Origin of the sequence: Oligoflexus sp., from assembly GCF_035638955.1 — a bacterium.
Lineage (GTDB): Bacteria > Bdellovibrionota_B > Oligoflexia > Oligoflexales > Oligoflexaceae > Oligoflexus.
Genome location: NZ_DASQYZ010000120.1, coordinates 15,939 through 41,841 on the forward strand (window position 1 = coordinate 15,939; position 25,903 = coordinate 41,841).

At 53.8% G+C, this 25,903-nt stretch carries 21 protein-coding genes; 14 read left to right on the top strand and 7 right to left on the bottom strand.

From position 1 onward, the window contains the following. Positions 1 to 34: 34 nt before the first annotated feature. The 3 genes from VE954_RS11560 to VE954_RS11570 form a co-directional block, all read right to left on the bottom strand. The gene (locus tag VE954_RS11560) at positions 35 to 682 is read right to left on the bottom strand and encodes a hypothetical protein (RefSeq protein WP_324952812.1); all 648 of its coding nucleotides are present in this window, start codon (positions 680 to 682) and stop codon (positions 35 to 37) included. Positions 683 to 686: 4 nt separating this feature from the next. Beyond that, positions 687 to 1,646 carry a glucokinase gene (gene glk / locus VE954_RS11565; RefSeq protein ID WP_324952814.1) on the bottom strand — a complete coding sequence of 320 codons (960 nt, stop codon included), beginning with the start codon at positions 1,644 to 1,646 and terminating at the stop codon, positions 687 to 689. Between the two features lie 189 nt (positions 1,647 to 1,835). Beyond that, a complete protein-coding gene (locus VE954_RS11570) occupies positions 1,836 to 2,405 on the bottom strand; it encodes an NAD(P)H-dependent oxidoreductase (protein WP_349263815.1) in 570 nt (189 codons plus the stop codon). A 303-nt stretch (positions 2,406 to 2,708) separates the two neighbouring features. Between VE954_RS11570 and VE954_RS11575 the strand changes: the two genes are divergently transcribed. From VE954_RS11575 to VE954_RS11620, 10 genes are all read left to right on the top strand, one after another. Continuing rightward, the gene (locus VE954_RS11575) at positions 2,709 to 5,540 is read left to right on the top strand and encodes a 7TM diverse intracellular signaling domain-containing protein (RefSeq protein ID WP_324952817.1); all 2,832 of its coding nucleotides are present in this window, start codon (positions 2,709 to 2,711) and stop codon (positions 5,538 to 5,540) included. Positions 5,541 to 5,793: 253 nt separating this feature from the next. Beyond that, positions 5,794 to 6,654, top strand: coding sequence for a transcriptional regulator HexR (hexR, locus tag VE954_RS11580; RefSeq protein WP_349263816.1), 861 nt, complete (start codon positions 5,794 to 5,796; stop codon positions 6,652 to 6,654). A gap of 91 nt (positions 6,655 to 6,745) precedes the next feature. Next, positions 6,746 to 7,867: a sn-glycerol-3-phosphate ABC transporter ATP-binding protein UgpC gene (locus tag VE954_RS11585; protein ID WP_324952818.1), complete on the top strand. Its 1,122-nt coding sequence runs from the start codon at positions 6,746 to 6,748 to the stop codon at positions 7,865 to 7,867. A gap of 46 nt (positions 7,868 to 7,913) precedes the next feature. After that, the gene (locus VE954_RS11590; RefSeq protein ID WP_324952820.1) at positions 7,914 to 10,106 is read left to right on the top strand and encodes a glycoside hydrolase family 15 protein; all 2,193 of its coding nucleotides are present in this window, start codon (positions 7,914 to 7,916) and stop codon (positions 10,104 to 10,106) included. Continuing rightward, positions 10,103 to 11,377, top strand: a complete 1,275-nt coding sequence (locus VE954_RS11595) for a sugar ABC transporter substrate-binding protein (protein WP_324952822.1) — start codon at positions 10,103 to 10,105, stop codon at positions 11,375 to 11,377. The genes VE954_RS11590 and VE954_RS11595 overlap by 4 nt, the downstream gene beginning before the upstream one ends. A 37-nt stretch (positions 11,378 to 11,414) precedes the next feature. Then, positions 11,415 to 12,713: a sugar ABC transporter permease gene (locus tag VE954_RS11600; RefSeq protein WP_324952824.1), complete on the top strand. Its 1,299-nt coding sequence runs from the start codon at positions 11,415 to 11,417 to the stop codon at positions 12,711 to 12,713. A gap of 2 nt (positions 12,714 to 12,715) precedes the next feature. Further along, positions 12,716 to 13,867, top strand: a complete 1,152-nt coding sequence (locus VE954_RS11605) for a carbohydrate ABC transporter permease (RefSeq protein WP_324952826.1) — start codon at positions 12,716 to 12,718, stop codon at positions 13,865 to 13,867. Between the two features lie 183 nt (positions 13,868 to 14,050). Continuing rightward, a complete protein-coding gene (locus VE954_RS11610; RefSeq protein ID WP_324952828.1) occupies positions 14,051 to 14,614 on the top strand; it encodes a hypothetical protein in 564 nt (187 codons plus the stop codon). A gap of 297 nt (positions 14,615 to 14,911) precedes the next feature. Next, positions 14,912 to 15,679 (top strand): hypothetical protein, encoded by a 768-nt coding sequence (locus VE954_RS11615; protein ID WP_324952830.1) that lies wholly within the window; start codon positions 14,912 to 14,914, stop codon positions 15,677 to 15,679. Next, complete coding sequence (locus VE954_RS11620; RefSeq protein ID WP_324952831.1) at positions 15,679 to 16,011, top strand: hypothetical protein; 333 nt, start codon at positions 15,679 to 15,681, stop codon at positions 16,009 to 16,011. Before VE954_RS11615 ends, VE954_RS11620 begins: the two co-directional genes overlap by 1 nt. Before the next feature lie 177 nt (positions 16,012 to 16,188). On the opposite strand, the gene VE954_RS11625 is transcribed toward VE954_RS11620, so the two are convergent. After that, the gene (locus tag VE954_RS11625; protein ID WP_324952832.1) at positions 16,189 to 17,223 is read right to left on the bottom strand and encodes a cyclic nucleotide-binding domain-containing protein; all 1,035 of its coding nucleotides are present in this window, start codon (positions 17,221 to 17,223) and stop codon (positions 16,189 to 16,191) included. A 124-nt stretch (positions 17,224 to 17,347) separates the two neighbouring features. Between VE954_RS11625 and VE954_RS11630 the strand changes: the two genes are divergently transcribed. Then, positions 17,348 to 18,739: an aldehyde dehydrogenase family protein gene (locus tag VE954_RS11630; RefSeq protein ID WP_324952834.1), complete on the top strand. Its 1,392-nt coding sequence runs from the start codon at positions 17,348 to 17,350 to the stop codon at positions 18,737 to 18,739. A gap of 22 nt (positions 18,740 to 18,761) precedes the next feature. Then, positions 18,762 to 19,754, top strand: a complete 993-nt coding sequence (locus tag VE954_RS11635) for an aldo/keto reductase (protein ID WP_324952836.1) — start codon at positions 18,762 to 18,764, stop codon at positions 19,752 to 19,754. Here the strand turns inward: VE954_RS11635 and VE954_RS11640 are convergent, their stop codons facing one another. From VE954_RS11640 to VE954_RS11650, 3 genes are all read right to left on the bottom strand, one after another. Beyond that, positions 19,755 to 21,719 (bottom strand): phosphatidylserine/phosphatidylglycerophosphate/cardiolipin synthase family protein, encoded by a 1,965-nt coding sequence (locus VE954_RS11640; protein WP_324952838.1) that lies wholly within the window; start codon positions 21,717 to 21,719, stop codon positions 19,755 to 19,757. 89 nt (positions 21,720 to 21,808) lie between these two features. Beyond that, complete coding sequence (locus tag VE954_RS11645) at positions 21,809 to 22,351, bottom strand: hypothetical protein (RefSeq protein WP_324952840.1); 543 nt, start codon at positions 22,349 to 22,351, stop codon at positions 21,809 to 21,811. Between the two features lie 127 nt (positions 22,352 to 22,478). After that, positions 22,479 to 23,666 carry a hypothetical protein gene (locus VE954_RS11650; protein ID WP_324952842.1) on the bottom strand — a complete coding sequence of 396 codons (1,188 nt, stop codon included), beginning with the start codon at positions 23,664 to 23,666 and terminating at the stop codon, positions 22,479 to 22,481. A 329-nt stretch (positions 23,667 to 23,995) separates the two neighbouring features. Between VE954_RS11650 and VE954_RS11655 the strand changes: the two genes are divergently transcribed. Continuing rightward, the gene (locus tag VE954_RS11655; protein WP_324952844.1) at positions 23,996 to 25,306 is read left to right on the top strand and encodes a vWA domain-containing protein; all 1,311 of its coding nucleotides are present in this window, start codon (positions 23,996 to 23,998) and stop codon (positions 25,304 to 25,306) included. 94 nt (positions 25,307 to 25,400) lie between these two features. After that, positions 25,401 to 25,844: a DUF4920 domain-containing protein gene (locus tag VE954_RS11660; RefSeq protein WP_324952846.1), complete on the top strand. Its 444-nt coding sequence runs from the start codon at positions 25,401 to 25,403 to the stop codon at positions 25,842 to 25,844. The last annotated feature ends 59 nt before the right edge of the window (positions 25,845 to 25,903 follow it).

Sequence of the window (25,903 nt, forward strand, 5' to 3'; positions counted from 1 at the left end):
GTCACGACCTGGTCCCAGGCAGGGACCAGGAATTTTACGTTGCCAAGGCCTCGGTCAGCTCCGCGACCAGTTGTTTCAAAGAAGGCAGGGCCTGACCGCAGGCATGCGGATCACTCAGATTTTTGGGCAAGGGCCAGGTGCCCGACAAGGCCGCAACCTGTTTCATTCGCAAAAATTGCTTATAGTTCCCAACTTCCAATCCACCCGCGACGCTGAAGCGAAAATCCGCAAAGGGTGCGGCCAAGGCTTGCAGATAGGCTGGCCCCAGCGGAGCCGCTGGAAAAAACTTAACCGCCCGGTACGAGGTGCGCGCGATCTGCATCAGATCAGACGGACTCGCCACGCCGGGCAGATAGGGCATCCGGAGTTCCTGAGCCAGGTCCAGGAGCGAAGCTTCCGTGCCCGGGCTGACTGCGAAACCTGCACCGGCATCCTGGGCCTTTTTCAAATCATCGGGATGCAGAACGGTCCCGACACCTACCGTTAACTGCGGCCAGTGTTTGCGGAGGGAACGCACACCATCCCAGGCGTAGGGACTGCGCAGCAGGATTTCAACGGCCTGCAGGTGACAGTGCTCCAGGAGTTCACCCAGACCCTGCCAATCTTCAGAGGCGTTTAAGGTTACTGAAATCATCAGACGGTTTTGCGTTAAGATATTCAGCATGCGGTCCGCGGCATTCATGGTTTTATTGCCCCTCATCAAAAACGGAAGCCGCCCCGACCAAACCAGGTTGCGGGGCGATGATCACGTACGTGGGAATCGCTTCGAGATAGTTGCGAAAGCGCCCCTTGCTGACAAAACGCTCGCGGAACGAGGAATGTTCCGCCAGGAATTCCTTGAACCGGGGCACAATTCCCCCGGCAATATAAACACCACCCTGAGCCCCTATTTGCAGCGCATAATCTCCCGCCACGCTCCCCAGGACGGCACAGAAACGTTCCAGGGACAGGCGGCTCATGTCATCGGTGCCTTCCAGCGCGGCGGTGGTTATGTCCGATGGATTTTGGAACGTACCTTTGGACTTATACCAATCGCAAAGTCCTTCATAAATCGACACGAGGCCGCTGCCCGACAGCAGATCTTCGTTGGAGCAAAAGCCCAAACGCTGCTTGATACGGGACGCAATATGCACTTCCAATTCATCCTGCGGCGCAAAGCAGGCATGACCGCCTTCCGTCGCCAGCGGCAGCGGTTTCGGCGAGTTCGGCACCAGAGCCGCCATGCCGAGTCCAGTTCCTGGCCCCATGACCGCAATGGTGCGATGGGGAACAGCGGCGCCAGTGCCCACGCGAAAAACTTCACGGGGGCCCAGGTAGGGTATGCTTAGAGCCACCGCTTCAAAATCATTCATCACTTTTAAATACTCAAGGCCGAGCTGCGCCTTCAATTCCTGAATGGAAAACGACCAGGAATTATTCGTGAAATGAATGCGGTCACCGGCCACCGGGGAAGCCACGGCAAAACAGGCCTTTTTGGGCAGGACAATGCATTGAGCCCGGCTCAGATAGGCATTCACAACGTCAAGTAGGTGCGGATAGTCCTTGTTCGAGAGCTGTTCGATCCCAAACACTTCGTTGCCTTCTGTCGTCACCAGACCGAGTCTGGCATTGGTTCCACCAACATCCGCGACCAGATAATGATTCATGATTCTCCGTTCCTTATGCTCGACGTGGTCTTCTTTATAGCCTGGCAGAAAGGGTGAGAATACACCTTTCCGAGGCGCACCTCCGATCCATTCACGCAGGAAGGACTTGTGGCGAGGAAAACCGAACAGCGGCACGGAAGCCGAACAGGCCAGCCTTGGCCTGCCCGATTGGCTTAATTACCGATGAGTCTAACGTTGACCGGCTTCGGGGAAGCGTTCGACCCAGGTGGCATACGATGTCACAAAGCCCTTAAGGAATTCACGCGAGCGATCATTGTTGATGGCACCACTGGCATCGAACAGTTTGTCCGCGCCCCCGATATAAGCCTCCGGCTGCTGCAGAATAGGCATATTGAGAAAGACCAGAGACTGACGCAGATGATGGTTGGCACCAAAGCCACCGATGGCTCCAGGCGAAACGCTCATCACAGCGGCCGGTTTGCCATTCCATACACTCTTGCCATAAGGCCGGGAACCCACATCAATGGCATTCTTTAAAGCCGCAGGAACGGATCGATTGTATTCCGGCGTCACAAAGATGACTCCCTCACAGCTCAGGATTTTGTTTCTGAAATCAATCCACTCACGTGGGGGTGTTTCATCAAGATCCTGGTTATACATCTGCAGTTGGCCAATCTCGACAATCTCCAGCTGAAGCGAGGGTGGCTGCAGGGCGGCCAAAGCTTTGGCCATCTTTCGATTGAGAGAATCCTTGCGCAGACTTCCCACTATAACGGCAATGTGTTTGGTAGCCATAATTTTCCTGCTCCCATAAGTGTTGAACATCAACTTCGTGGAGTTTAACGAAGTGTTGGTTTTAATCAAGGTTATGGGCAGTATTACCAGCGAGGGACCACCCATACGCTCGCTCGGCGAGATTCATTGCAGGAAGTAAAGAATCCATTGCTTCATCATTGATGTGTCTTACGACCCTTTCGTAAAACAGCAATCCCTGATCACACAAGTGTTTCCAAGGTTTAACCGAGATTAACATGACTGTTTATGGAGCTTTTCAACTCCTTAACCAAGGTTCTCGATGGACCCTCTGATTCGAGGTTCGATGTGAATTGGATTCGCGCCATTCTCTTCGCCGTGTCCTGCTTTTACACGGCTCAGCTGTCTGCCTCGCCGCAGCCTTTGATGATGGATCGTGGATCAACTTTCACTCAATTTGATCTGCTGCCGCACGTGGTCTACGTTGCTGATCCCACCGGCTCCTTGACCGTGGATCAACTGCCCGCCATGGATGCAAAATTCGCTCCTGTGACAGGCCGAGGCGTTATTATTTTCAATAAGGATCCTTATTGGATCAAATTTCAAATCGACAATCGCAGTGACGGAGTGCGCCCTCTGACCTTGATGCCGGCGCAAACTTACCTGGATCGGGTCGAGCTCTATAAATGGGATGGGGATCACGCGGTCCACCTCATGACCAAAGGCGATCGGGTGGCTGATGCCGAGCGTGAATTTCGCAATATTCTTTTTCCATTGTCCATCGCTCCCGGCCTCCACACGTACTATGCGCGCATCGCCACCGATGGCCCGATGAACCTGCAGCTTTATGCCTGGGATGTCGACGCCTTGGCGAGGCACATGCGCAATGATTTTCTAGCCATTGGCCTCCTCTTCGGCTTCGTGGCCGTGATGGTGGCTTATAATGCCTTTCTTGCCTTAAGGCTGCGGACTCCGTATTACTTCACATACGTGGGCTACATCATTTGTTTTGGGCTCGTCCAGTTTGTGTTTACAGGCATGGCTCGTTATCTCCTTCCCGACCATCCCATGGCCACATTCACGATCCATAGTGGCATTATTTTCGCGGCGGAATGGGCTGCCATTGCCGGCTGTCTCTTTGCCATTCCCTTCCTTGATCTGAAACAATCCTCACCGTGGCTAGTCAAGGCCATCAAGGGGGTCTTTGTTTTATCCCTGTCCAATATGATCCTCTCGATCTTCGATTTTAATCTGGCTTCGTCGCTCGTGCTCTTTACCAATGCTTTGATCTCAAGCTGTCTGGTCTATGCAGGTGTCTCAGGTTGCCTGAAACGCTATCGGCCGGCCTATTTTTATACCGCGGCCTGGGGCTTTATTATTGTAGGCAGCCTCATCACCATGGCGAGAATCTATGGGCTGCTGCCGGACAATACGTTTACAGCTTGGAGCCAATTCGTAGGCGGCGCCATCGAAGTCGTCCTGCTGTCACTGGCGTTGGGAGATAAAATCAGCTTCGAGCAGGAGCAGTCGCATGCTGCCATCAACCAGCTCAACCTGGACCTCAAAGGCGCCAATGATCGTTTGCAAGAGCACATTGAAAATGTGGAAGCCATCGTCGATGAAAAGACCCGCGACATCCGTTCCATCATGGAACATATCCCGCTCGGGGTGTTCATGATTAAAACGGATCGCAAGATCCATAAGGATCATTCGCAGCATATTCAGCATATCTTTGCCAATCAGAACCTGGAAACAAGCCTGGCCACCGACCTTATCTTTGCCCGCAGTGCCTTGAGCCACGATGAAATCAGTCAGGCTGAAAGCTGCATCATGGCCGCCATGGGTGAAGACACCATGAATTTTCAAATGAATGCCCACGCGCTGCCACTGGAAATTCGCCGAAGGGAAGGAGCAGATCAGAACCATATCTTTGAGCTCACCTGGAATCCGATTGAGAACGCGAGCGGGTCGCTGGATAAAATTCTGGTCACCATGCGGGATGTCACCGAGCTTAGGGCGTTGGAGGAGCAGAGCCGGGATCAGCAGCAGGAACTGGAATTCATCGGTGAAATCCTCAGCGTCCCGACCCCGCGCTTTATCCGGTTTATGAATTCTTGTCGGGAGCTGATCGAAGAGAATGCCAAACTCCTGGGGTCCCAGGGCATTCAAAAGAGAAACCTCGAAATCCTGAAGCTCCTCTTTATCAACATGCATACCGTCAAGGGGGCGGCTCGCTCGCTCTACCTCAAAAAAATGGCTCATATCTTTCACGACATTGAACAATACTATGCGGTTTTGCAGAAAAATCCTGCTACCCCCTGGGATGTCGAGAAAATGCAGCGGGAACTGGACGATGCCCGGCGTATTGTGCAGGTCTATGAGAAACTGGCCCGGGAAAAACTGGGTCGCGGGGTGGACGTGACGCATATTATTGAATTCAAGACCGAGCAAATCGAAACGCTCTATCGCTCCTTAAGTGATGCGATCCGTGGCAAGACTCTGCCGGATGACCTGCGGTGGAGCGTCGGTGATATTCATGCCGTGTTCTTTCATAAGATATTCAAAGACGTCAGGGACGTCTTCGCCGATCTCTCGGGTTGCCTGCCGCTCCTGGCCAAGGATCTCCACAAGGAAGTTCCTGAGGTGTCTCTGGAATCAAACGGCATCCTGCTCGGCGAAAAGGGCGAGGAACTGTTCCGCAATATTTTCGTGCATATTCTGCGCAACTCCATGGATCACGGGCTTGAGACGCCCAAGGAGCGCCTGGACAAGGGCAAAAGTTCCCGCGGGCGACTCGACATTCACATGGAGCGGCACGGCGAGTACCTGATCCTTCGCTATGGTGATGACGGACGGGGCCTGGATCTGCCGCGGATCAGCAAAATAGGTCTGGCCAGAAGACTGCTGACATCGGACGCGGCACGTGATCCCCATGCCGTGGCAGCCTTGATCTTTGATTCCGGCCTCTCCACAGCCAACCAGATTACTGAAATCTCAGGCCGAGGGGTGGGCATGGACGCTGTGCGACAGTTCATTCAGGATTGCGGCGGTGAGATCACCGTTGAACTTTATCCCAGCCCTGGCGCGAGTGAAGGCTGTTGCCCTTTCCAGTTTCGCATCACCCTGCCGTTCGACTTGTTCGAAGAGTCTTTCCATCTGGAAGACAAAAAGGCCGCATGAAACAAAAGTAGTTTTTTTCCTTCATGTCGGTTCCTATGCCGACATGACTTATTAATTTATTCTCAAATCAATACAGCTGTTTATCGAATCCTGCCAACTCAACCGCATCTGCATACCGAAGCTACACAAGAGAAGAGCTGCATTTTCACGGGATCTGGCCTAAAAGATAAACGCTTGTCAGCGGGAAGTTTCCGTGGTTATTTAACGCCAACTTACACCGTATGCGAGTCATTCCTAGCAAGAGGAGTCTGCCATTAACATTCTGCAGAAAATCCAAAAGACGAGGCCATTTCTGAGCAAGTCTGAGCTCAAGGTTGCAGATGTGGTGTTAGCTGATCCGAATGCAACCATTCGATCCAGTATTGCGGCTCTGGCCCGAACGGCCGATGTCAGTGAACCGACCGTAAACCGTTTTTGTCGAAGTCTGGACTGCACGGGGTTTCCGGATTTTAAACTGCGTGTGGCCCAAAGCCTGGCCAACGGAACGCCCTACGTCAATTCCAATGTCGAAGCCAATGATTCGGTCCGCGACTTTTCCGTTAAAATTTTTGAAATGACCATGGCCGCCCTTGAGGATGCGAAGAGCAACCTTGACTACGAAGTTCTGGGTCGCGCCATTGATGCCCTGGCGGGTGCGCGTAAGATTGAATTCTATGGACTGGGTGCTTCGGCCTCGGTCGCCCTTGATGCCCAGCACAAATTTTTCCGTCTCAATACACCCGTGGTTGCCTATACCGATGTGATGGTGCAACGCATGTCAGCCGCTTCTGCAGGACGTGGTGACGTGATTGTTCTGATCTCCTATACGGGTCGCACGATCGCCACCGTGGAATCTGCCAAGCTCGCCCGCGAAGCCGGCGCCACAGTCATCAGCATCACAATGCCGAACTCTCCCTTGGCCCAACATAGCAGCATCGTGCTCGCCGTTGAAACTTCGGAGGACACCGATGTTTATACGCCAGCCATTTCCCGCCTTGTCCATCTGACAATCATCGACGTGCTGGCCACCGGCGTCACTCTGAAACGCGGTCCCGACTTCGTTGAGCATCTCAAAAAGATTAAGAACTCCTTGAAGGCCACGCGTTTCATTAAGGAAGAGTCCCGCTCGGAGTAACAATTGTGTGGTGAAAATTTGCGGAGGTGCTGGGTTTGACTGGACACCTGGCCGGTAAAATGGTGTTTGTGTGGGATCAAGGGGGAGCATTGTGCAAACGCAACTCAAAATCACCAATCTGAGCAAGCTCTACGATAACAAAGTCCGGGTTCTGAACAATATCAACCTGGAAGTGCACGAGCGGGAATTTTTGGTTTTAGTCGGTCCGTCCGGTTGTGGCAAATCCACTCTGCTGCGGGCCATCGCAGGTCTTGAAGATGTTACCGAGGGCGAGATTCAAATCGCCGGACGCGAGGTGACGAATCTGCAGCCGCGAGATCGCGACATCGCGATGGTCTTTCAGGATTACGCCCTTTATCCCCACATGACTGTGCGAGAAAATTTGGCCTTTGGTCTGAAGATGCGTAAAACACCCAAGGATCAAATCGACCAGGAAATCAATCGCGCCGCCCGCACTCTTAAAATCGAAAGTTACCTGGATCGCCGGCCCTCCCAGCTTTCCGGCGGTCAGCGCCAACGTGTGGCGATTGGTCGTGCCATCGTCAGGCGAGCCAAACTCTTTCTGTTTGACGAACCTTTATCCAACCTCGATGCAAAACTGCGTTCGGCGACGCGTATTGAGCTCGCTGATTTGCATCAAAAGATCGGGGCAACTTCTGTTTATGTGACCCATGATCAGGTCGAGGCCATGACCCTGGCGGATCGCATCGTTGTGCTCAACGGCGGCGACATTCAGCAGATGGGGGCACCGCTGGAACTCTATCATAAACCCGCGAATAAGTTTGTGGCCTCCTTCATCGGCAGTCCTACCATCAATCTTTTGGATGGCATGCTCAGTTTCGCGGGCGGCAAGCGCACCTTTACCTCTGGCGCCCTGGCCCTTGACCTGAGTGATGCGCCCTGTCCGAAGGAAGCCGGGCCTTATACTCTGGGCCTGCGTCCCGAATCGATCAAAGTCCTCGCGCGTTCCGGTCGTGAAGCCAGTGGGAACGTGGATATGACTGTGGAGATGATTCTGCGGGAACCGCACGGTCATGAAGTTCATATGGTCGGTGAAGCCTCTGGTCATCAGGTGATCATTCGCAGTGCCAATCCGCAAAGACTGGAAATCATCACCCAGGCCAGGCGTGGCGATAAGCTGCCTTGCACCTTGGATCGTGAGGCTCTGCATTGGTTTAACGCCGATGAGCAGGGGCGGCGCGTCGAGCCCTAAACGCTGACGTTTCGCTTATCACCTTTGACCATCCATGAGGATATTCATGCTTCGCTTGACGCTTGCTCGTGATCATTTGCTCTGCGGCTATGGAACCAATCTGGATCCGAGCGTCGATCTCAAATACTCAGGGGAATCCACCGCCGGCTGTCGACCGAGCATTTTCTTCGGACCGCAGCGCGACGCCTTGAATCTTCTGACCAAACGTCTGCATTCGGCCTTGATCGTGCGCCCAAAAACCTTGCTTGATATGCGGCCGCGTCTGCACGTGCTTGCCTTTCCGGGCGGCGATCCGGAAGTGAGCGCACTCTGGAAGGAGCAGGCCCTGGGTCTGGCCCATCAAATTCAGCCGAAAATTGTCCTGCATGAATGGCAACAAACATCCAGCACACTGGAACATGATGCTGATATTTATCAGCAGGAATTCCAGGCCACCGGTGAACTTCCTCTGAAGCTCCGCATTCATGCCTGCGTGGAAGGGGATGCGCTCCGCGAATACTGGCAGCTCTCTGGCCTGAACAGTGCTCAGTATGAAGCTTATCTGGTGTACTGGTTCGAACCGGAGATCGGTGCCGGGCAACAGTTTCAGTCCACTTTATTTTATGAGCCTGCCCGTGCCCTCGCCTCCTATCGTGGACCGGTATGCTTCGCACTCCAGGCCTGGCAGGCCGATCAAAGTTTGCCCATAGCCTTTGCCGAATGCGGTGACTGGCAGCATGGCGCTCGCACCGCCCATCGTTTTGCCGATATCCTTCGCAGCCTTTGGACCCGTGATGAACTGGTGGGCATGTCCCATGCCGGCTCACACAAAAGCGCTTCATCATGGCTGCCACTGGAACCCAATGCCCTGGCCTCGCTGGGTCGCACTGATGGCGTCATCGCCTGGCATGCACCCTTGGAGAATAGCTTTGAAGTGCGCTTCCGTTTAACAGAAAATTTGGATCAGCTCATGGAGCCGATGCAACCGATCGAGGAAGCGCTGCGTTCCGTCCGTGAGGTGGATCAGGGTTGGTTGCGGAATTTGAAAAAGGCACCGGCGCATGTGCCCGCTCCTCAGCAAAAGCAGTATCAACGTACCCTCTTAACGCTGAAGCAGATGCAGGATCCAGGCGGCGGAATCATCGCAGCTCCGGAATTTCATTATGAGCTGAACCACTGTGGTGGCTACGCCTTCTGCTGGGGTCGTGACGCCGGGTTTATTTCATATGCCATGGACGTCTGCGGGATGTTCGAGGAATCCGCCAGCTTCTATCGCTATATGCAGTCCTGCCAGAGCGCCGACGGCAGCTTTTTGCATCGGCATGATATGAACGGCAATCTCGGCGCCAGCTGGGGTCTTCTGCAGCCGGACGAGACCGCGAGTGTGGTGTTTGGTTTCTGGCAGCATGTGAAGCTGGCTGAAAACAAAGCTCTGGCCGAAGAGTTGCGGCCCATGGTGGACAAGGCTGCGAATTGGCTCAGCAGCAGCCGTCATCCTTTGGACCCGAACCTGCCCATTCCAGGTTTTGATCTTTGGGAGGAACGCGAGGGCGTGCACTCTTATAGTGTGGCCGCCATGGCCGCTGGCCTCAAGGCTGCGGTGGATCTTTATTCTTATATGAAATGGTCGGTTCCTCCGGCCTGGGAAACGCGAACCCGGGAATTGATCGCCCTCTGTAACTCGGAACGTTTTATCCAGAAGAACCGTTTTGCCCGCACGGTTCTGCGTCGCGTGTCCCCTTACCAGCGCAGCCTCATTGAAGACCAGGGCGAAAAACTGCATATGCATCGTTCCCCTGCGGGACGGCCTATTTATTCTTTGGAACAGGATTATGTTGTGGATATTTCGCAGGTGGCTGCGGTTTATCCTTATGAAGTTCTGGATCTGAAACAACATCGAACAGCTTATAACGAACTGCTCGATGTCGTGATGCAAAGACTCTGGCGCGCGGATGCCGGTGGCCTGGGACGCTATGAGGCGGATCATTATCGGGATGGCAATCCCTGGATTTTGACCACGATCTGGCTCGCCCTGGCTGCAGCTTACCAACACGCCGATGAAACCGGACCCAAGGAAAAACAATGGCAGATTGCGAAGACTGCCTGGCAATGGACTTTGCAGCACGTGCCTGCTGAAGGCCAATTGCCCGAGCAGGTGGATCCTAAAACGGGCCGCCCCTCGTGGGTCATGCCCTTGACCTGGTCGCATGCCATGTTTGCTCTCGCTATACAACAACTTCCCAAAGAGGTGTATTCATGAAGCGGAACAACTTGATCCCGAGCGCTCTGGCTTTCTTTGCTTTGACGGCTGGAGCTGTCCAGGCAGCTCCTGTGAAAATCAATTTCTGGGAACAAAGCCCACCCGAGACCGGCGCTGAAATCGATAAATGGATTGCCGTGTTTCAAAAGTCCAATCCGAATATTCAGGTCATCCGGCAGCATTATGAAAATGAGGAGCTGCGCACCAAGTTTCTGCGCTCATCCGTGACGGGTGATGGTGCTGATATCGTGTCCGGCCCCAACGACATTGCCGGCGTCTTTGCCACCGCCGGGGTGATTCAACCCGTTGATGGCATGTTTAAAGCCGACATGTTCAACAGCAAATCTCTCGACATGACTCGGATCGACGGCAAAACCTGGGGGCTGCCGCTGAATGAAGGCAATCACCTGATCCTTTACTACAACAAGGATTTAGTAAAAAACCCGCCAGCCACCACCAAGGATCTGATTGATCAGGCCAAAGCGTTTACCAATGAAAAGCAAAATAAATACGGCCTCGCCTTTTTCCAATCCGAGCCCTTCTGGTTTGTGAGCTTTCTGCACGGCTTTGGCGGCTCGCCCCTTCAGGTGAACGGCAAGGATGTCAAGGTCACGATCGATACCCCCGAAATGCAAAAGGCTTTGCAGTTTCTGGTGGATCTGAAGGATAAGGAAAAGATCCTGCCCAAGGAATGTAACGTCGACTGTGCCAAGTCTCTGTTTTTGAGCGGCAACGCGCTGTTTCACATCAGCGGTGACTGGGAGCTGTCGACCTATGCTGAAAAACTCGGCGACAAGCTCGGGATCGCGCCACTGCCGGTCATCACGGAAACGGGCAAGCCCATGGCTCCTATGCTTGGCGGTCTCTTTCTTTACGTGAATGCCAGCACCAAGGGCAAGGAACTTGATGCCACGCGAAAATTTCTTCAGTACCTGAGCAGCAAGCAGGTGCAGCAGCGTGTGGCCACCAAATTGAATAAAATTCCGGCCACCATTGAAGCGCGGGCTGATGCTAGCGTGAAAAACAATGCAATCCTGAACGCCTCGGCCCAGGCCGCCGCCAACGCGCGCCCTATGCCACCTCAGGTGGAAATGCGCGCGGCGTGGGATGGTATGCGCATCATGGTTCAACGGGCTCTTTCTGGCAAGGAAACGGTGGCTCAGGCTGTGAAAACCGGCCAAAGAGCAGCTGATGAAGCTTTGAAAGGCATTCAACAAACGCCAGGCAAAAAACCGGATACCAGCGCAGCAATGCCGGCCAAGGCCGGCTGACTTCTGGAATCGATCGAGTCCTGGGAGGGGAACCGGAATGAATTTGTCGACGATGCCTGCGATCCTGGAGCTGCTGAAGCTCGGCGGTATTCTGCTGCTGCTTCTGGGAGCAGCGTTTGGATACATGTTAATCAACTACAAGGTCTGGAGCTTCAAGCTCTATCTGCCAATCAAAATTTTGTTCGGCATCAGCCTTGGGGTTTTTTTCAGGGCCGCAGGAGCCTCGTGGATGACGGCGGGCTTTGCCACGACCCTGCCTATTCTGGTCGCCCTTTACTTTAGATACCGTTTGAAAGGCCGCTATGTGGCGGCCGCTTATTTCCTGGCTCCTGCCGCCCTGGGCATTGCCCTGCTTTTCCTCTATCCCCTGCTCTATGAATTCTATTTATCGTTTCATGATCTGAGTCTGAAAACTTTTTCCGGTTGGATCCAACAAGGCGAAGCACCGCTCGCCGGCCCCTTGGGTCTCGATAATTACTTTGAAGTCTTTCGTGACCGCGCCACCGGGCAATCCTTTGTCGTGGTCCTCGGTCGCACTATCTTATGGACGCTTGTGAATGTAGTCTTCCACGTGGGTCTCGGCCTTGGCCTGGCCCTGTGCTTGAATACTCCGGGCATGCGCGGTATGGGCATTTACCGCGCCATCCTGACTCTTCCCTGGGTGATCCCTCAGTTGATCGCGGTTCTGGTTTGGCGTTCAGACTTCAACGAAAGCGTCGGCTTTATCAACCAGTTCATCAACGTGACGAACCAGCTGGTGTCCTTCGAAATAGGGGGACGCTTGATCGAGCCGCTGACCTGGGTAGGCTTTCAAACGCGCAGCTGGTTTACAGATCCTTCCGCCCTTTTCACCGCCGCCTGCATTGTGAATATCTGGCTCGGCATTCCCTTTATGATGATCAACTCTTTGGGAGCCCTGCAATCGATTCCCAAAAGCGTCTACGAAGCCGCCGCCATTGACGGCGCACGTACGCTCAGCCGATTTCGTCACATCACCCTGCCCCTTCTCAAACCCGTGCTGGTCCCAGCTTCCCTGCTTGGAGCCATCTGGACCTTTAACAATTTGAATGTCATTTACCTTATGACCGATCAAGGGCGTTATGAAGGGGCGGATATTCTGGTCACCGACCTCTATAAACAAAGCTTTACCTACTATCGTTACGGCTTCGCCGCCGCTTATTCCTTCGTGATCTTTGCCATTCTGTGTTTCCTGACGTGGCTCCAGCTGCGTTTGACTGCGGATAAAAAGCCCGAGGAGATCAAGCCTCAGCCGAAATCAAGAACCAAAGAGGCGCCTTTGGCATCGAGCACCAACCTCAGTTCGTCGAGGATTTGATCATGAGCCGTATTGCCACAAGTTCCCTGCCTAAACTGGCTTTTGTGCACGCTGTTCTTCTGATTGCCTGCGCGATTTCCACGTTCCCGATTTTTCGAGTCGTCGCCATATCGTTTCGCAATACCGATACGGTCAGTTCCATGTCGGCTCAGAATTTTCCCCCGCGCGGCGAGGCCACGCCGCTCGACTATATAACCTTTATCACGGACGCGATTCTGCCCAAGGATCTGATCGACGCCGTGCGCGGTCGCAGCCCCACCGCGGAAAAACCAGCTGCGGGGACTATGGCCACGGAACCTGCAGTCACGGGAACGTCAGCTGCGGGAACGACGACCACGGGAACGACGACCACGGAAACGACGACCACGGAAGCTGCGGCAACGGGGACACTAACCGCTCCCACCGAAGCTACGGCGCCAGCCGCCGATGATCCGTTCGCAGAACTGGACGAAGCGTCGGCACAAGGCACAACGCGGTCGTGGTATTCGAATTATACCGACCTGTTCTCCCGGCATCTTTTTTTGCAGTGGATCTACAACAGCCTCATCATTTCCATCTCAGCCTCTCTTATTGGGGTTTTTTTGGCGGCGACGGCAGCCTATGCCTTTGCTCGTTTTGAGTTTCCTGGCAAACGCTTCGCCTCGGGTTTCATGTTCATGACCCAGATGATACCGGCGCCTCTTATGATTATTCCCGTCTATCTCGTGATCAAAAGTCTGAATCTGGGGAACACCTATGCCGGCCTGGTCATTGCCATGTCGGTTACAACTTTGCCTTTCTCCATCATGGTTTTGAAAGGCTATTTTGAAACGGTGCCTAAAAGTTTGGAGGAAGCCGCTCGCGTCGATGGCTGCACGGCCGCGTCCGCTTTCTTTCGCATCCTCCTGCCCTTGTCCACCCCAGCCCTGGCGATAGCTTTCCTGTTTGCTTTCACCTATGCCTGGAGCGAATTCCTGCTCGCCTCCACCCTGATCGATGACGTAGCGCTGCGCCCCTGGACCTTGGGTCTCATGGAATTTAGTGGCAGTTACGACGCCCGCTGGGGACTGTTTGCAGCGGGATCGGTGGTGATCGCTCTCCCAAGCATGGCTTTGTTCCTCTATTCCTCGAAATATGTCGTCTCGGGCCTGACCGTCGGTTCGGTCAAGGGTTAGGGCTGGTATCAGTCTTGCTGCTGATAAGATTCTCAGGGATTAGCCAAAATTATGGCTAATCCTCAATCAATTCGAGACCTTAAAAATACTCCGCGCGCCGTATTGACACCAAATAGCGTACCCCCTATAAGGCAATCAGCAAGGGCTCTCGGGAGCCCCCAAACCTCCAAGCTGAGTTACCTTATGCTGTTGCTGAGACCCTCGACCTGCTTTCTTCTTCCCCTATGGCTGACGCTCGTCCTCGTGAGTTGCGGTGAGCGTAGAGTCAACTACGACTCGACCTCGTATGCGCCTCCATCCAATCTTCATATGGATTCCGAGCTGCAGGGATACTTTGACTCTTATGTGAGCGACGCCGCAGCGGCTGGTGTCGGCATTCCTGATGAAACCCTGCAGGAGTTCAAGGGGCTGATGTGGACCGACCACATTGATATTAAGAATTCGCCTGATGCCACCATCCTGTGTCATTGCCAAAGGCGCCACGGACTTCGCTTTGTGGAGCTCTTGAAGCCGAATGCCGAAGGCAAGGTGGGGACGACGCTGGTGGATGATGTGACCTTGAAGGTGATGGTCTACCACGAACTTGGACATTGCCTGCACGATTTCTCAGGTCACACGAGCGGAAAAAGTGCGGCCGTGATGAACTCGTATCTGCAGCCGGCACGTTACTTCGATCTTGATGGCCTCTTGCGCGATCATTTTCAAATGCTGAAGAAAGTGCAGGACAATCCTTCCTTCAGGCCGTGAAGGCTCGAAAATTCCATGAATTCAGCTGGACGCCTTGAAGCCTTCCTCGCTTCAGGCGTCTTTCTTATTTTTGACTTGATAGGAAATCGATGAAAACCGCTGGCACCCTTGCGTGGAATCGAGTCAAATAGAATCCATAAATTTTCGCGTGACAAAGACGACCTGGATTGTTTTAATTGATCAAAGTTTAAATGGAATGTTCCTGTCCGATGCGAACCTCACGCGCATGCGCTGCAGGTTTTTATCCAGGATCCTGGCCAAAGGTCGGTTTCGCACCCCGTAAAAGGAGTCGTTGCGATGGCATCCAAAACGCTTTTGGCGGAGCTTCAAACAGCACTCGCCAGCTATTTGGACAATCATAAGAATCTCAGCATTCAATCGATCTCGAACAAGACCGGCGTGAGTTATTCGACGATCCGCCGCATTCTGCAAAACGAGGCGAATGATGTTCGGGATGAAACGATTCTATCGCTGATTCTGGTGGTGATGCCGCAAGCTCAACGCCTGCAGTTTTTGCAAAGTCATTACCCGGCCCTGGGCGCCCTGCTGAAAGAGGCGCAAAGTCAGCCGGCCGAGGAACCTGGGCTTGATCACTTCAAGCTGCGCATGTATCGCTTCAAGGATCCCCATAATTATATCTTGAAGATGGCGCTGACAGCCCACGGCACGACCCGCAAGGACGTGTTTCGCATCCTGGGCGAGCGTGGTGTGACCGCGCTGGATGAAATGCTGGAAGACAAGTTTCTCTTCGAAGACCGCAACAACCGCGTGAGCCATCCGTCACGCGGGTCTTTTATCATGAACGCTGATGACATCCTGCATCAAATCAAAAAGGATGCTGACTACTACGATAAGTCCCTTGTCGGTTCCCAGTTCGCACGTCTCGCCCACCTTTCCGCCTCATTGAGTCTGTCGGCGTATAAGGAGCTGATCGAACTGGTCAGTGAGTTCGCTAAAAAAAGCGACCGTTTGAAAGAAGCCTCACAGAACCAGGGTGCCATACCCGTCTTTATAGACATTATGGTCAACACTTATGACCGAGCGTCCCTTACAGGAGTCAGTTGATGCGTTCTGCCATGTTTGCCCTGATGACAACCCTATGGTTCACCACCAGTCCGGGTCTGGCCCGCAATGGCGAGACCGGCATTCTCATCATGGTCCAGACCTTTGAGTTTGTGAAAAACGATCAGGCCCAGATCACCACACTGGTGCTCTGCAGTGCGGATATGGCTCGTATCAGCAAGCTTTTGGAAGAAGGGATCGTGACCAACATTTATCTGCCGGGCTATGGCGTATTTGAAGTGGAAGCGACCGAAGCCGGTGAGATCATGCTCTACCAGAAGGACATAGAAATCCTGTTCCGCGAGTGCGAGCCGGTGACCGACGCCTCCTGCTGACCGGATAAAAATTTGGGCCTGCGTTCGGCAGGCCCACAAAACCAAGAGATCAAACCTCAACCTTGGGATGTTCGGAAGACCGTGGCCTTCCATCCTTCCGGCTATCGTCTTTCTTCAGCGATAGGACCATTAAAAGCGAGGCCCTGGCCGAAGTCAAACGGGATTTCCGTCCGGCCGTCACGACGCCTGTTTCTCGTCTTCGGCTTCGAAATCCGCATTGGGATCCGATCGGAGGCGCTTGATGGTATTGAGAACGATCAGAGTACGTGACAGCATCGTGGGTTGAAAGGTCAGAGTCACCTTCTCACCGGCTCGTTTCAACTGCAGCAGCCCCAGTTTTTCGGCTGTTTCAATGCTGGTCTGATCCAACGGAAGCTTGATCAAGGGTTCAAACTTTTCCGCCAGGTCCGCAAGGTCGATGCTAAAATTCTTGGTGATGTCGCCACCGGATTTCTGCACATAGGTGCAGAGTCCGAAGAGCACGCGCCGCTGTTTGAACGGGATGGACGACTGCACGAGGCGACGTGTTTTCCCAGACTTGGCGGTGTGAACGAATTCCGAATACCATTTGAGACGAAGCGCGCCGGTCAAGGCCAGAACTTCCTTTCCATGATCCTGCTCGATTTCCACTTTCATCAGGCCACTGTTTTTAAAGACATCCACGACCCGGGTGAGCTGCTCACGCTCGTATCCCAGACAGCTTTGAATCAGAGTCAGCATATCATCGAGCACGATCATGTCGCGGCCGTCGGGGAATTTTTTGGCCTTGAAGGGCCCGAGTTCCGCCATGCAATCCGCCATCTGGGTCGAGATCAGCAGCGGATCCAGCACATGATCCATCAGTTCATTTTTTTCCTGATAGGTCCTGGCGAACTGATCGTTCATCTGACCCAGGCGCTGGGAAAATTCCTTGAGGACGATCTGCACCCATTTCGGCAGTTTCGCCAAGGGGTCCGCCGGTCCGTCCCGGCGTTCAATCATCTGGCCTTCGACATGAGTCCGCGCACGGGCGGTCGCCAGGCGGCGGCCGTGGCTGAAGAAACTCAAAACGCCGACCACCTCGCCCGCGTTTTGCACGGTCAGGATCACTTCACCCTGCGGCGTGTCCTTGTACACTTCCACGCTGCCTTCTTTGATCATCAGCATGGATTTACTTTCATCGCCCTGTTTGAAAATTATATCACCTGGTTTATAGCTGACGAGCTCGTCCATCGTTTTTTCCTCATTGGCATGGACTCATTTTAGCAAAAAACGGCGGGCAGATCGACGCCAGCCTAACATATTGCATGAGACAGACGGACGAACCTATTCTACGGGCTGAAAAAGGAGCGAGCTTATGAAAGAATGCAGCGTACGATCCCCCTTTGATCAGAAGGTCCTGGCCATGCTTCCTTACGATCAGGAAGCGGATGTGGAAAAACGGGTCGACGCCGCGTACCGCTTAAGCCGCAAGCCCCAAAGCTGGCCCAAGGACAAACGCCTGGCGTTTCTGCAAACCGTGGCCAGCGCCCTGAGCAAAGACAGCGAAGAATACGCAAAGCTGATCGCCCTGGAAGGCGGCAAACCCTTGCAGGATGCGAGGGTCGAAGCGATGCGGGCCATCCAGTCGATCCAGGCAACCATCGCTGCGCTTTACGAATGGCATGGCACCGAAATTCCCATGGGCCTGAGTGCGGCCACGAGTGAACGCTGGGCCATGACCAAACGGGAACCGCGCGGTCTGGTGCTGGCCATCAGCGCGTTCAATCATCCTTTGAACCTGATCGTCCATCAGGTGATTCCAGCGCTGGCTGTGGGTTGCCCGGTTTTGATCAAGCCCTCGTCCAAAACGCCTTTGACCTGTCAGAGGTTTCATCAGCTGCTGGTGGACTGCGGCCTGCCTGCCTTTTGGTGCCAGAGGCTCCTCACCGAGGATGCACTCACCGAAAAACTCGCGGCCGATCCGCGGGTCGCGGTGGTGTCCTTTATTGGTTCGGCGGCTGTGGGTTGGACCTTACAGCGGCAGCTGGCAAGAGGTTCCATTGCCATCCTTGAGCACGGCGGCACTGCGCCTTTGGTCGTCACCGAGGACGCCGATCTGGAAGCCGCCATTCCATTGATCGTCAAAGGTGGCACCTATCATGCGGGTCAGGTCTGCGTTTCCGTGCAAAATGTCTTTGTTCAAAGACAGCGTCTGGATGCCTGTCGCGAGCAACTGATCGCCGCCCTCCAAAAATTGCGAACCGGTGATCCGATGGATCCCCAAACGGATGTCGGCCCCATGATTCAACCCGAGGCAGCGGACCGCGTGGCGCAATGGATCGACCAGGCGGTGACGGCCGGGGGTCGTTTACTTTGCGGTGGGGAACGCTTGAGTCCCGGCTGCCTGCGTCCGGCTCTTGTGGAAGGCGCACCCTCCAGCAGCTCATTTTATAAAGATGAACTGTTCGGTCCCGGCCTTGGACTCTATGCCTATGATCACTTGGATGAATGCGTGGATCGCATCAACCAGAGTCGCTTTGCCTTTCAAGCGGCAATTTTCACGCAGAATATGGCCAAGGCTTTGCAGTTTGTGCAGCAGGTCGACGCCAGCACGGTGTTAATCAATGACCACACGGCCTTTCGCGCCGATTGGATGCCTTTTGGCGGCCGCAAGGAATCCGGTTTGGGTGTGGGCGGTATTCTGCCCAGCATGATGGAACTCAGCCGCGAAAAACTGGTGATCATCAAATCACCGTACAATATTTGAAGCTTCACAAGGGAAACACTGTATGCAGTATCGTCGTTTGGGAAAATCCGGCCTTAAAGTCAGCGAATTATCCCTGGGTTCCTGGGTGACTTTTCATAATCAGGTGGATTATGACAAAGCGAAAAACCTGATGACCCTGGCCTATGATGCCGGAGTGAATTTTTTTGATAATGCTGAAGCCTATGCCAGTGGCCAGGCCGAGGTTATCATGGGCAAGGTCCTGCGTGATACCAATTGGGGTCGAGATTCCTATATTGTGTCCTCCAAAGTTTTTTGGGGCGGACAAAAAGCCACGCAACGCGGCCTGAGCCGTAAGCACGTCCGCGATGCCTGTGATGCCGCGCTCAAGCGTCTGGGTGTTGACTATCTCGACCTTTACTACTGCCATCGCCCGGATCCGACGACACCCGTTGAAGAAACCGTGCGTGCCATGCACGAGCTGATCATGCAGGGCAAGGTCCTTTACTGGGGAACCTCCGAATGGAGCGCCCAGCAGATTTTCGAAGCGCATGGGATCGCCCGTGAATTTCACCTGACGCCTCCGACCATGGAACAGCCGCAGTATAATATGTTTCATCGGGAACGCTTTGAGGCGGAATATGCCCGCGTATTCTCGGAGCTGGGTTACGGCGCCACGATCTGGTCACCGTTGGCTTCGGGCATTTTAAGTGGCAAGTATAACGTCGGCATTCCACCCGAGTCGCGGATGACCTTGAAAGGTTATGAATGGTTACGGGGAGAGCTCGAATCACCGGAAGGTCAGATGCGTCTGATGAAAGTGCGCGAGTTGGAAAAACTCACGCGCGAGCTGGGGATGAGCATGGCCCAGATGGCCATCGCATTCTGCTTGAAGAATCGTAACGTCAGCTCGGTGATTCTGGGAGCCTCACGTCCGGAGCAGTTGATGGAAACCCTGAAGGCTACGGAGCTAGTGACCCGGATGGACGACAAGGTCTTGGATGTGATCGAAGGCATTCTGCAGAATAAACCTATCGACCCCAATGCTCCGATGTAATCACAGTTTACGGCACTGCGGACGACCCCGGTCGTCCTGCAGAACCTTGGCTGGAATCAACAGGCGTACGCGATCCGCTTCCGCTGCCAGTACATTTTTGATGGCATCACGCTGCGGATTTTTTTCAGGAAATATGGTCCCGCCCTGCAGAATCATTTCCGGCCGGCACAGTTCCGACTTCGGATCACAAGACGCTGCATCACTGCGGCCTTTCATATACTGCACAACTTCAGCCGACGGCGCCTCGGCCCCCATCCAAACCTTATGACTGATCGTCAGGAAAGGATGATGCCACAGCCGATCGAAGAGTCGCGCGGATTCTGAAGCCAAAGCCGGATCATCAACCCAAACGGAATATTCACGAAAGCCGCCGGCCCAGCTCAAAGAATCAAGATTGGCACTTCCAAAAAGAGCGAGGCGGCCATCGATGATGATCGTCTTCGCATGAAGCTCCTGAGCCAGGTCACTGCGATCCTTGCTGCCAAACACCTTGACCGGACGGAAAGGCAGAAACCATTTAATCGGCAGATCGGCTTCCTGGATCACTTGGCCCGACTCGCCCAGCAGCTGTTTGGTTTCCCGTCCATCGACGAGACGCCGAGGCGCTTCCACCATCATATAAGGCAGCGTCGCATTACCGAGAGCGCTGGTGCTGTTTTGCTGATCCAGAATCACCCGCACCTTCACACCACGGGCCATGGCTTCCTTTAGCGCCATCGCCAAGGGCCAGTTGAAGGCCACACGATCATAAATATCAATACTGCTTTCCGCTGCCATGATGCGTGGCATGATGCTGGTATCGAGATTGCGAATTTCATCATTGGCACTCACCTGGACCGGTTGCACGCTGACCCAGCCCTGCCCCTTCACCAGAGTTGGCGTGCGACGCAGATTTTCGAGGCGACCGTGGATGCTTTGCAAAAGAGTTTCATCATCGGCATTCAGACGTTTGGCTTTTTTCGCCTGATCCCAGGCCCAGAAAATATCGGACTGATAATGCAGAAGCATGACCACAGCGGCCGGCCCGCGAATGATCACACCTTCGTCATGATTCAAGGAGGCGGCGGTATCCACAAAATTCCTCGAGGTCACCAGAGCGCGTGGTTTTAAATTTAAATAATCATCCGGTGATTTGGGATAAAGCCCATCCACAATCAGGATCTTGCTATGGTCCCCCCGACCGTCCGGAGCCGCGGTCATATCCATAAGGCTGGATAGGACACCACCCAGCTTATCCACGCCCTGCGGCAGGGACGAAGCCCTTTGGGGTGTTTTGATGTGAGCATCCATCACCACGAATTTAGGATGTTTGAGTGAATACTGCTGCGCGGCTTGCCACAGAGGATCCATCTCGTGACCGAGCGAAAACTTGGAGATGTTGTCATGCAGGATCACCACTTCCACACCCCGATCCGCCGCGGCGCCGAGGTCATGCAGAATATCGGCGCCCCAGCTGCCACCCAGCAGAAAGATGTCCATCACGATGTTATGCTGGGCGTCGCGAATGAGGTCCTTGACGGCACGGGCCATGGCGCTTTCCAGAATCGGATTATCCTGGTTAAAGGGCAGTGGCTGGGCGAAATTCTGAAAGACCTTGCTGGCTTTATCGGCTGTGAAACGATCGGCAGTCCCCAACCAGTCGCGAAAGATGCGGCGATAGGTGGATAATTCCAGAGTATCGGGATCATTGCCCGCACCGGGGCCAAAGAGGTCCTGGGTGTCATCCACCCATTCCACATCATTGCAAGGGATCCAGGGCGAGAGGTCGCGTTTGCGGGCATCCTCAGGACTCACATAAAAGCCATCCGCCGTGCAGCTGCTGTCGGGCTTCAGATACGCTTGCAGGGCAATCGGTTCCTGGCAATTGGTCTGCAAGGAACTCAGCTCGGCCGGTATGGGCCGAACGGTTTTGCAGCTCAAGGGTCCCAGCAAACTGATGAAGAGTCCGAGGTAAAGACTTCGCACGTCTGGCTCCGCATGCTCAATTTGGATTGATTCATGATAGAGCGGATCCCACGAGCGAACAAGGTTTTTGCAAAATAACCAAAAACGGCTTAAAAGGACAGACTCATGCCGAAGGCAAGGTCATCCAAGGTTTCAGTGGCTTTATCCGTCTGGTCTTCCACCACCACGGCCTGGACACCCTTGATAAAAAAGACGTTCATATCCACGCCGCTATCAAAGGGAATACCCAAACCGATTTTAAAGCGCAGACCGACCACGCTCAGGTCAGCGGTCATGCCGGCATCTGTTTCCGCAGTTCCCTTCGAGACCAAGGAGTACGAGGCCCCAGCCAGAAAATTCAGGGTTTCCATCGGCGCAAAGAAGCGAATCTCAGGACCAAATTCGCGGTGATCCCCTGTTGCGTTTGTATGCATGGCGTCGTTGGTAATATCCCAACTCGTGCTGGTCAGATAGGGGCCAACCGAAAGCGCATCATTGATATCAAAGAGATAAGAAAAACCATATTCCACGCCCTTCCAGTCAACATCATTGACGGAAGACCGACGCACATTCACACCCAAATCCAAGGTATGGGCAAGAGCCTGGGAGGTCATGAACAAGGCCAGGCAGGACAACAGCAACTTCGGCAACATCAGGAACTCCGATTGAAAGATCAGAAAAAACAAGACCGAGGCGGCTTTTGCAAGCTTAGTGCCTCGGTCTCTTTTCCATGAATTCAACGGATTGGGTCCTGGTTTGGTGTCGTCAAACAAGCCACCTTCAGGGCATGGCCATCACTTTGGTCATATAATCAGTGAGAGTTTTGATCTGAGCCGCGGTCAGGGCCAGATTCGAGGGCATCGAACCATCGGCGATCAACCGCCTATAGGCAGCGGCCTTGGGCTTGAGGGTCGCGAACTCTTCGTAACCGGCATGACAAGGGCTGCAGTAATTTTTTAAGAGCGGCTGTACGCCCTGGATAAAGAGGGGATCCATCGCTGGATCGGCTTTAATATCCACACTGAGTTTAATGGGATTTTGCTCAAAAAGTTTACCGCCGACCATTTCAAAGGTGCGGCCAACATACGAAAAGCTCCGGTCATTCGATGCGGATAGGACCATAGCCACGTGCGATGCGTCCAGGGCCGGCACAGCCCCGCCATCCACCTTGAATTTACTGATCACCCAACGCCAGCGACCTTCTTCATTTTTCTTAAGGAGCAGCAAACGCTCCGCGGACAAAAACCAAAAGGCTTCCGTACCTTCCATCAAACCAGCCGCCGCGATGGGCAGCGGCGTATTGCCCATTTTGGGAAAATCGAGAGCAATCAAACGGGCCTTGTCACCTTCCAGAACGACGATATTGGCTCTTTTTTCATTGGCCAGGATCAATCGCTGCGGTCCGGCATAGAGAACCCGCGGAGCCTCGGCAGAATCTTTTAAAAGATCAGGCGCCAGATTAATCAGAGTCAATTGCCCTGGATCCTTGGATGGTACGGTCGAAGGGAAGGCAACGCTGTTTTTGCCGATGATCCAGAAGTTCCGGTTCTCCAGCACATAAAGGCTCGTTCCCGTAGGAGGTGTGATGTCGAGTGTCAGTCGCGTAAGAAGGCCTTGCTTGCTTTCATCGAGGAGCCACGACTGCTTGTTTTTTCCGAAGAGAATGGTTCGATTCCCGTCCACCTTGTGCACGGCGAAAATCTCGTCGAAAAAGCCGGCCGGTAGCCCGCTCTGGTCTGCTTCAGCCGCAAGAGTCAGGGGCTCCACCGATGAGTTGTCAAAGACAATGGGCGCCTGATTGGGATCAGCGGGTTGGATCTCGGCATCTTCGGTGTTCTTGATGGGCTCGTCCGGCTTCACCGGAACGGCATTGATATGAGCCTTGCCTCGCATGCTTTCGGTCCCCGAACGGCACGCGCCTATGAGCAAGAGCACGCCGCAGAGCGTGCGTCTCGTTAAAAAGTCCATTGGTCCCCCCAATTTAGCTTGCATAAAAGCTACGATTCTATCGGACCTGAGTTTGCGAAAGGTGAATTTTTTTCCTGGTGGGACGGACTTTTAAAAATATAGCCCTGTGGTTTCAGAAGGTTGAGATCCTTACAAAACGCACCAGGGGTCAGGATCGGCATCATCAAGCTTGGCGGACAACCGTCTTTTTCATGGACAGGGAGCGCGCAAGATCCTTACGTCTGTGGCATCAGACGCTGAATATTCCAGGCGATTTTCCTGGAACATGTTTTGCACAATGCCAGCCAAGCACCTGCTGTAGCAGATACCCTTTGAGAAGAGAGATGCACATGAACGCGATAGGCCCAATTTCCACGCTGCTCTTGAGTTTGTTTATGGTTCACTGCGGAGGTAGTAAATTCAAAGGCGGCTCCGCAACCGTTACCAACACGCCCCCTTCTTTGGCCTTTGATGAAACGCCCTTGGATGTTTCCAAACTACCGGAAAACGTCGATACCAAAGATAGCGGTGGGCCCACAACCGGGGTGTCGACGTTGGTCGAAACTCCCTCGGACCTGAGCTGCGAAGCCACCTCGGATAAAACCATGCGCGTCTCGCCGGACGAGAAGGCTGATGTTAAGGTTCAGAATGATGCGCGTGTTGTGATGAATGTCAAAGGTCGGTTTTGTCCAAGTGTTTCAGATAATCTGACCGTTCTTTTTATCATCGACTTTTCCGGATCGATGGGACCGAATACGCCCGACCAGAATAATATGACCTTTCAACCGGCGACCGGCAACGACCCACGGGCCATGGTGGGGGCCGTCAAGAGCTGTGGACGCCTGCAAGCTGTGGAAGCGATCCTGGCCAAGTTCAAAGCCGGTGACAAGGTGAATGTCGGAACAGTGACCTTTGCCAGTGATATCGTGGATTCCCATACGACCGCCCCTGCCGATGCCGAAACATTTCGGACGACAAGGCTCGCGGAAGCCAGCAAGCTGAATAATTTCTGTAGCTATATACCGCCCGATCAGTCGTTTGCCGCCCAGGAGATGGCCGTCCCCGCCCCCAAGGTCGGCGGTGCGACCAACTATGCTGCGGCCTTCAATAAGGCTTATGAATTCCTGCGGGATGTGAAGGGTCGCAAAGCTGTGTACTTCATCACGGATGGTCGCCCAACCGCGGGCGGGGGTGATCCGGTCACCGCAGGCAAGAACGCTGCGACGAAACTTAAGACGATCGAAAACCTTTATTTTAACGCCTTTTTCCTGCAGTACAAACAGTCCGGTTTGCAGGAAGACAAGCAAGGTTTTGATAACCTCGTCCAAACGATCGGCGCCCCTGAACGTGTGGTCCGCGTGGATTCTGCGGCTCAGCTGGCTGTTGAAGTCGGCAAGGAGCAGGCGGCGAGTTTTGATCCGGCGCAGATCAAAGCGTCACTCACCATCGAGCCTTATGAACCGGAAGCCGAGCTTAAGGTTCTGAGCTTTACTCAGGATCCGGCCAATGCCAAAGCCTGGGTGTTTGAGACTCAGCCTTTTGTCCTGCTCGGTAAAGGCAATGAGGTCTATCCCCATCTGGTCAAAGTCACGGCGAAAGCCAAGGATGGGACACTGCATACCAGTCAGGTCAAGATCCTTTATCAAAGATCCCTGCAGTGATGGTACCAGGCCAGCGATCAACCCTTGAATCCTCCGCCTTCTACAGCTAAACTGGGCGCTTTCGTCACGCTTAGCTGTAGCAAGGATGCACTTCATGAAAAAAATTATTCTTCCATTCAGTCTCGTTCTGTCTTTTTCCATGGCCCATGCCGCGGAAAATTTCGGCAAACTGACTCTCGCCGAAAGCTCGGCCCGTCCTCTCAAATCCGTTGTGGCTGAGTATAAGGAAGGATCGGCCACACCTGTTCTGGTCAAAGGGACCGTAAAAAAAGTTTGTGAAAAAGAAGGCTGCTGGATGACGCTGGAAGACGGCGGCGAACAGGTGCGCGTTTTTTTCAAGAATCATAGCTTCGTCGTCACCAACAAACTCAAAGACAAGACTGCGTTGGCCGAAGGCCTGCTGACCAAAAAGGTGCGCAGCGTGTCGGACCAGAAGCATTTGCTGAAAGATGCCGGAGAATCAGCCCAGGCGATCGATGCCGTCAAAGCAGACAAGATCTTCTATGAATTCGAAGCCACCGGCATCAAGGCCCTGTAAAATGGCTGTGGTTCCCTTGACAAACTCCAGAGAGGACTCAAGTTTCTCTCTGAACAGAG

Coding starts and splice junctions, on each gene's coding strand:
- VE954_RS11635 (WP_324952836.1), top strand. CDS start 18,762: ATGCAGTATCGTCGTTTGGGAAAATCCGGCCTTAAAGTCAGCGAATTA.
- glk (WP_324952814.1), bottom strand. CDS start 1,646: ATGAATCATTATCTGGTCGCGGATGTTGGTGGAACCAATGCCAGACTC.
- VE954_RS11625 (WP_324952832.1), bottom strand. CDS start 17,223: ATGGACGAGCTCGTCAGCTATAAACCAGGTGATATAATTTTCAAACAG.
- VE954_RS11605 (WP_324952826.1), top strand. CDS start 12,716: ATGAGCCGTATTGCCACAAGTTCCCTGCCTAAACTGGCTTTTGTGCAC.
- VE954_RS11595 (WP_324952822.1), top strand. CDS start 10,103: ATGAAGCGGAACAACTTGATCCCGAGCGCTCTGGCTTTCTTTGCTTTG.
- VE954_RS11590 (WP_324952820.1), top strand. CDS start 7,914: ATGCTTCGCTTGACGCTTGCTCGTGATCATTTGCTCTGCGGCTATGGA.
- VE954_RS11615 (WP_324952830.1), top strand. CDS start 14,912: ATGGCATCCAAAACGCTTTTGGCGGAGCTTCAAACAGCACTCGCCAGC.
- VE954_RS11630 (WP_324952834.1), top strand. CDS start 17,348: ATGAAAGAATGCAGCGTACGATCCCCCTTTGATCAGAAGGTCCTGGCC.
- VE954_RS11645 (WP_324952840.1), bottom strand. CDS start 22,351: ATGTTGCCGAAGTTGCTGTTGTCCTGCCTGGCCTTGTTCATGACCTCC.
- VE954_RS11600 (WP_324952824.1), top strand. CDS start 11,415: ATGAATTTGTCGACGATGCCTGCGATCCTGGAGCTGCTGAAGCTCGGC.
- VE954_RS11655 (WP_324952844.1), top strand. CDS start 23,996: ATGAACGCGATAGGCCCAATTTCCACGCTGCTCTTGAGTTTGTTTATG.
- VE954_RS11560 (WP_324952812.1), bottom strand. CDS start 682: ATGAATGCCGCGGACCGCATGCTGAATATCTTAACGCAAAACCGTCTG.
- VE954_RS11660 (WP_324952846.1), top strand. CDS start 25,401: ATGAAAAAAATTATTCTTCCATTCAGTCTCGTTCTGTCTTTTTCCATG.
- VE954_RS11610 (WP_324952828.1), top strand. CDS start 14,051: ATGCTGTTGCTGAGACCCTCGACCTGCTTTCTTCTTCCCCTATGGCTG.
- VE954_RS11620 (WP_324952831.1), top strand. CDS start 15,679: ATGCGTTCTGCCATGTTTGCCCTGATGACAACCCTATGGTTCACCACC.
- VE954_RS11650 (WP_324952842.1), bottom strand. CDS start 23,666: ATGGACTTTTTAACGAGACGCACGCTCTGCGGCGTGCTCTTGCTCATA.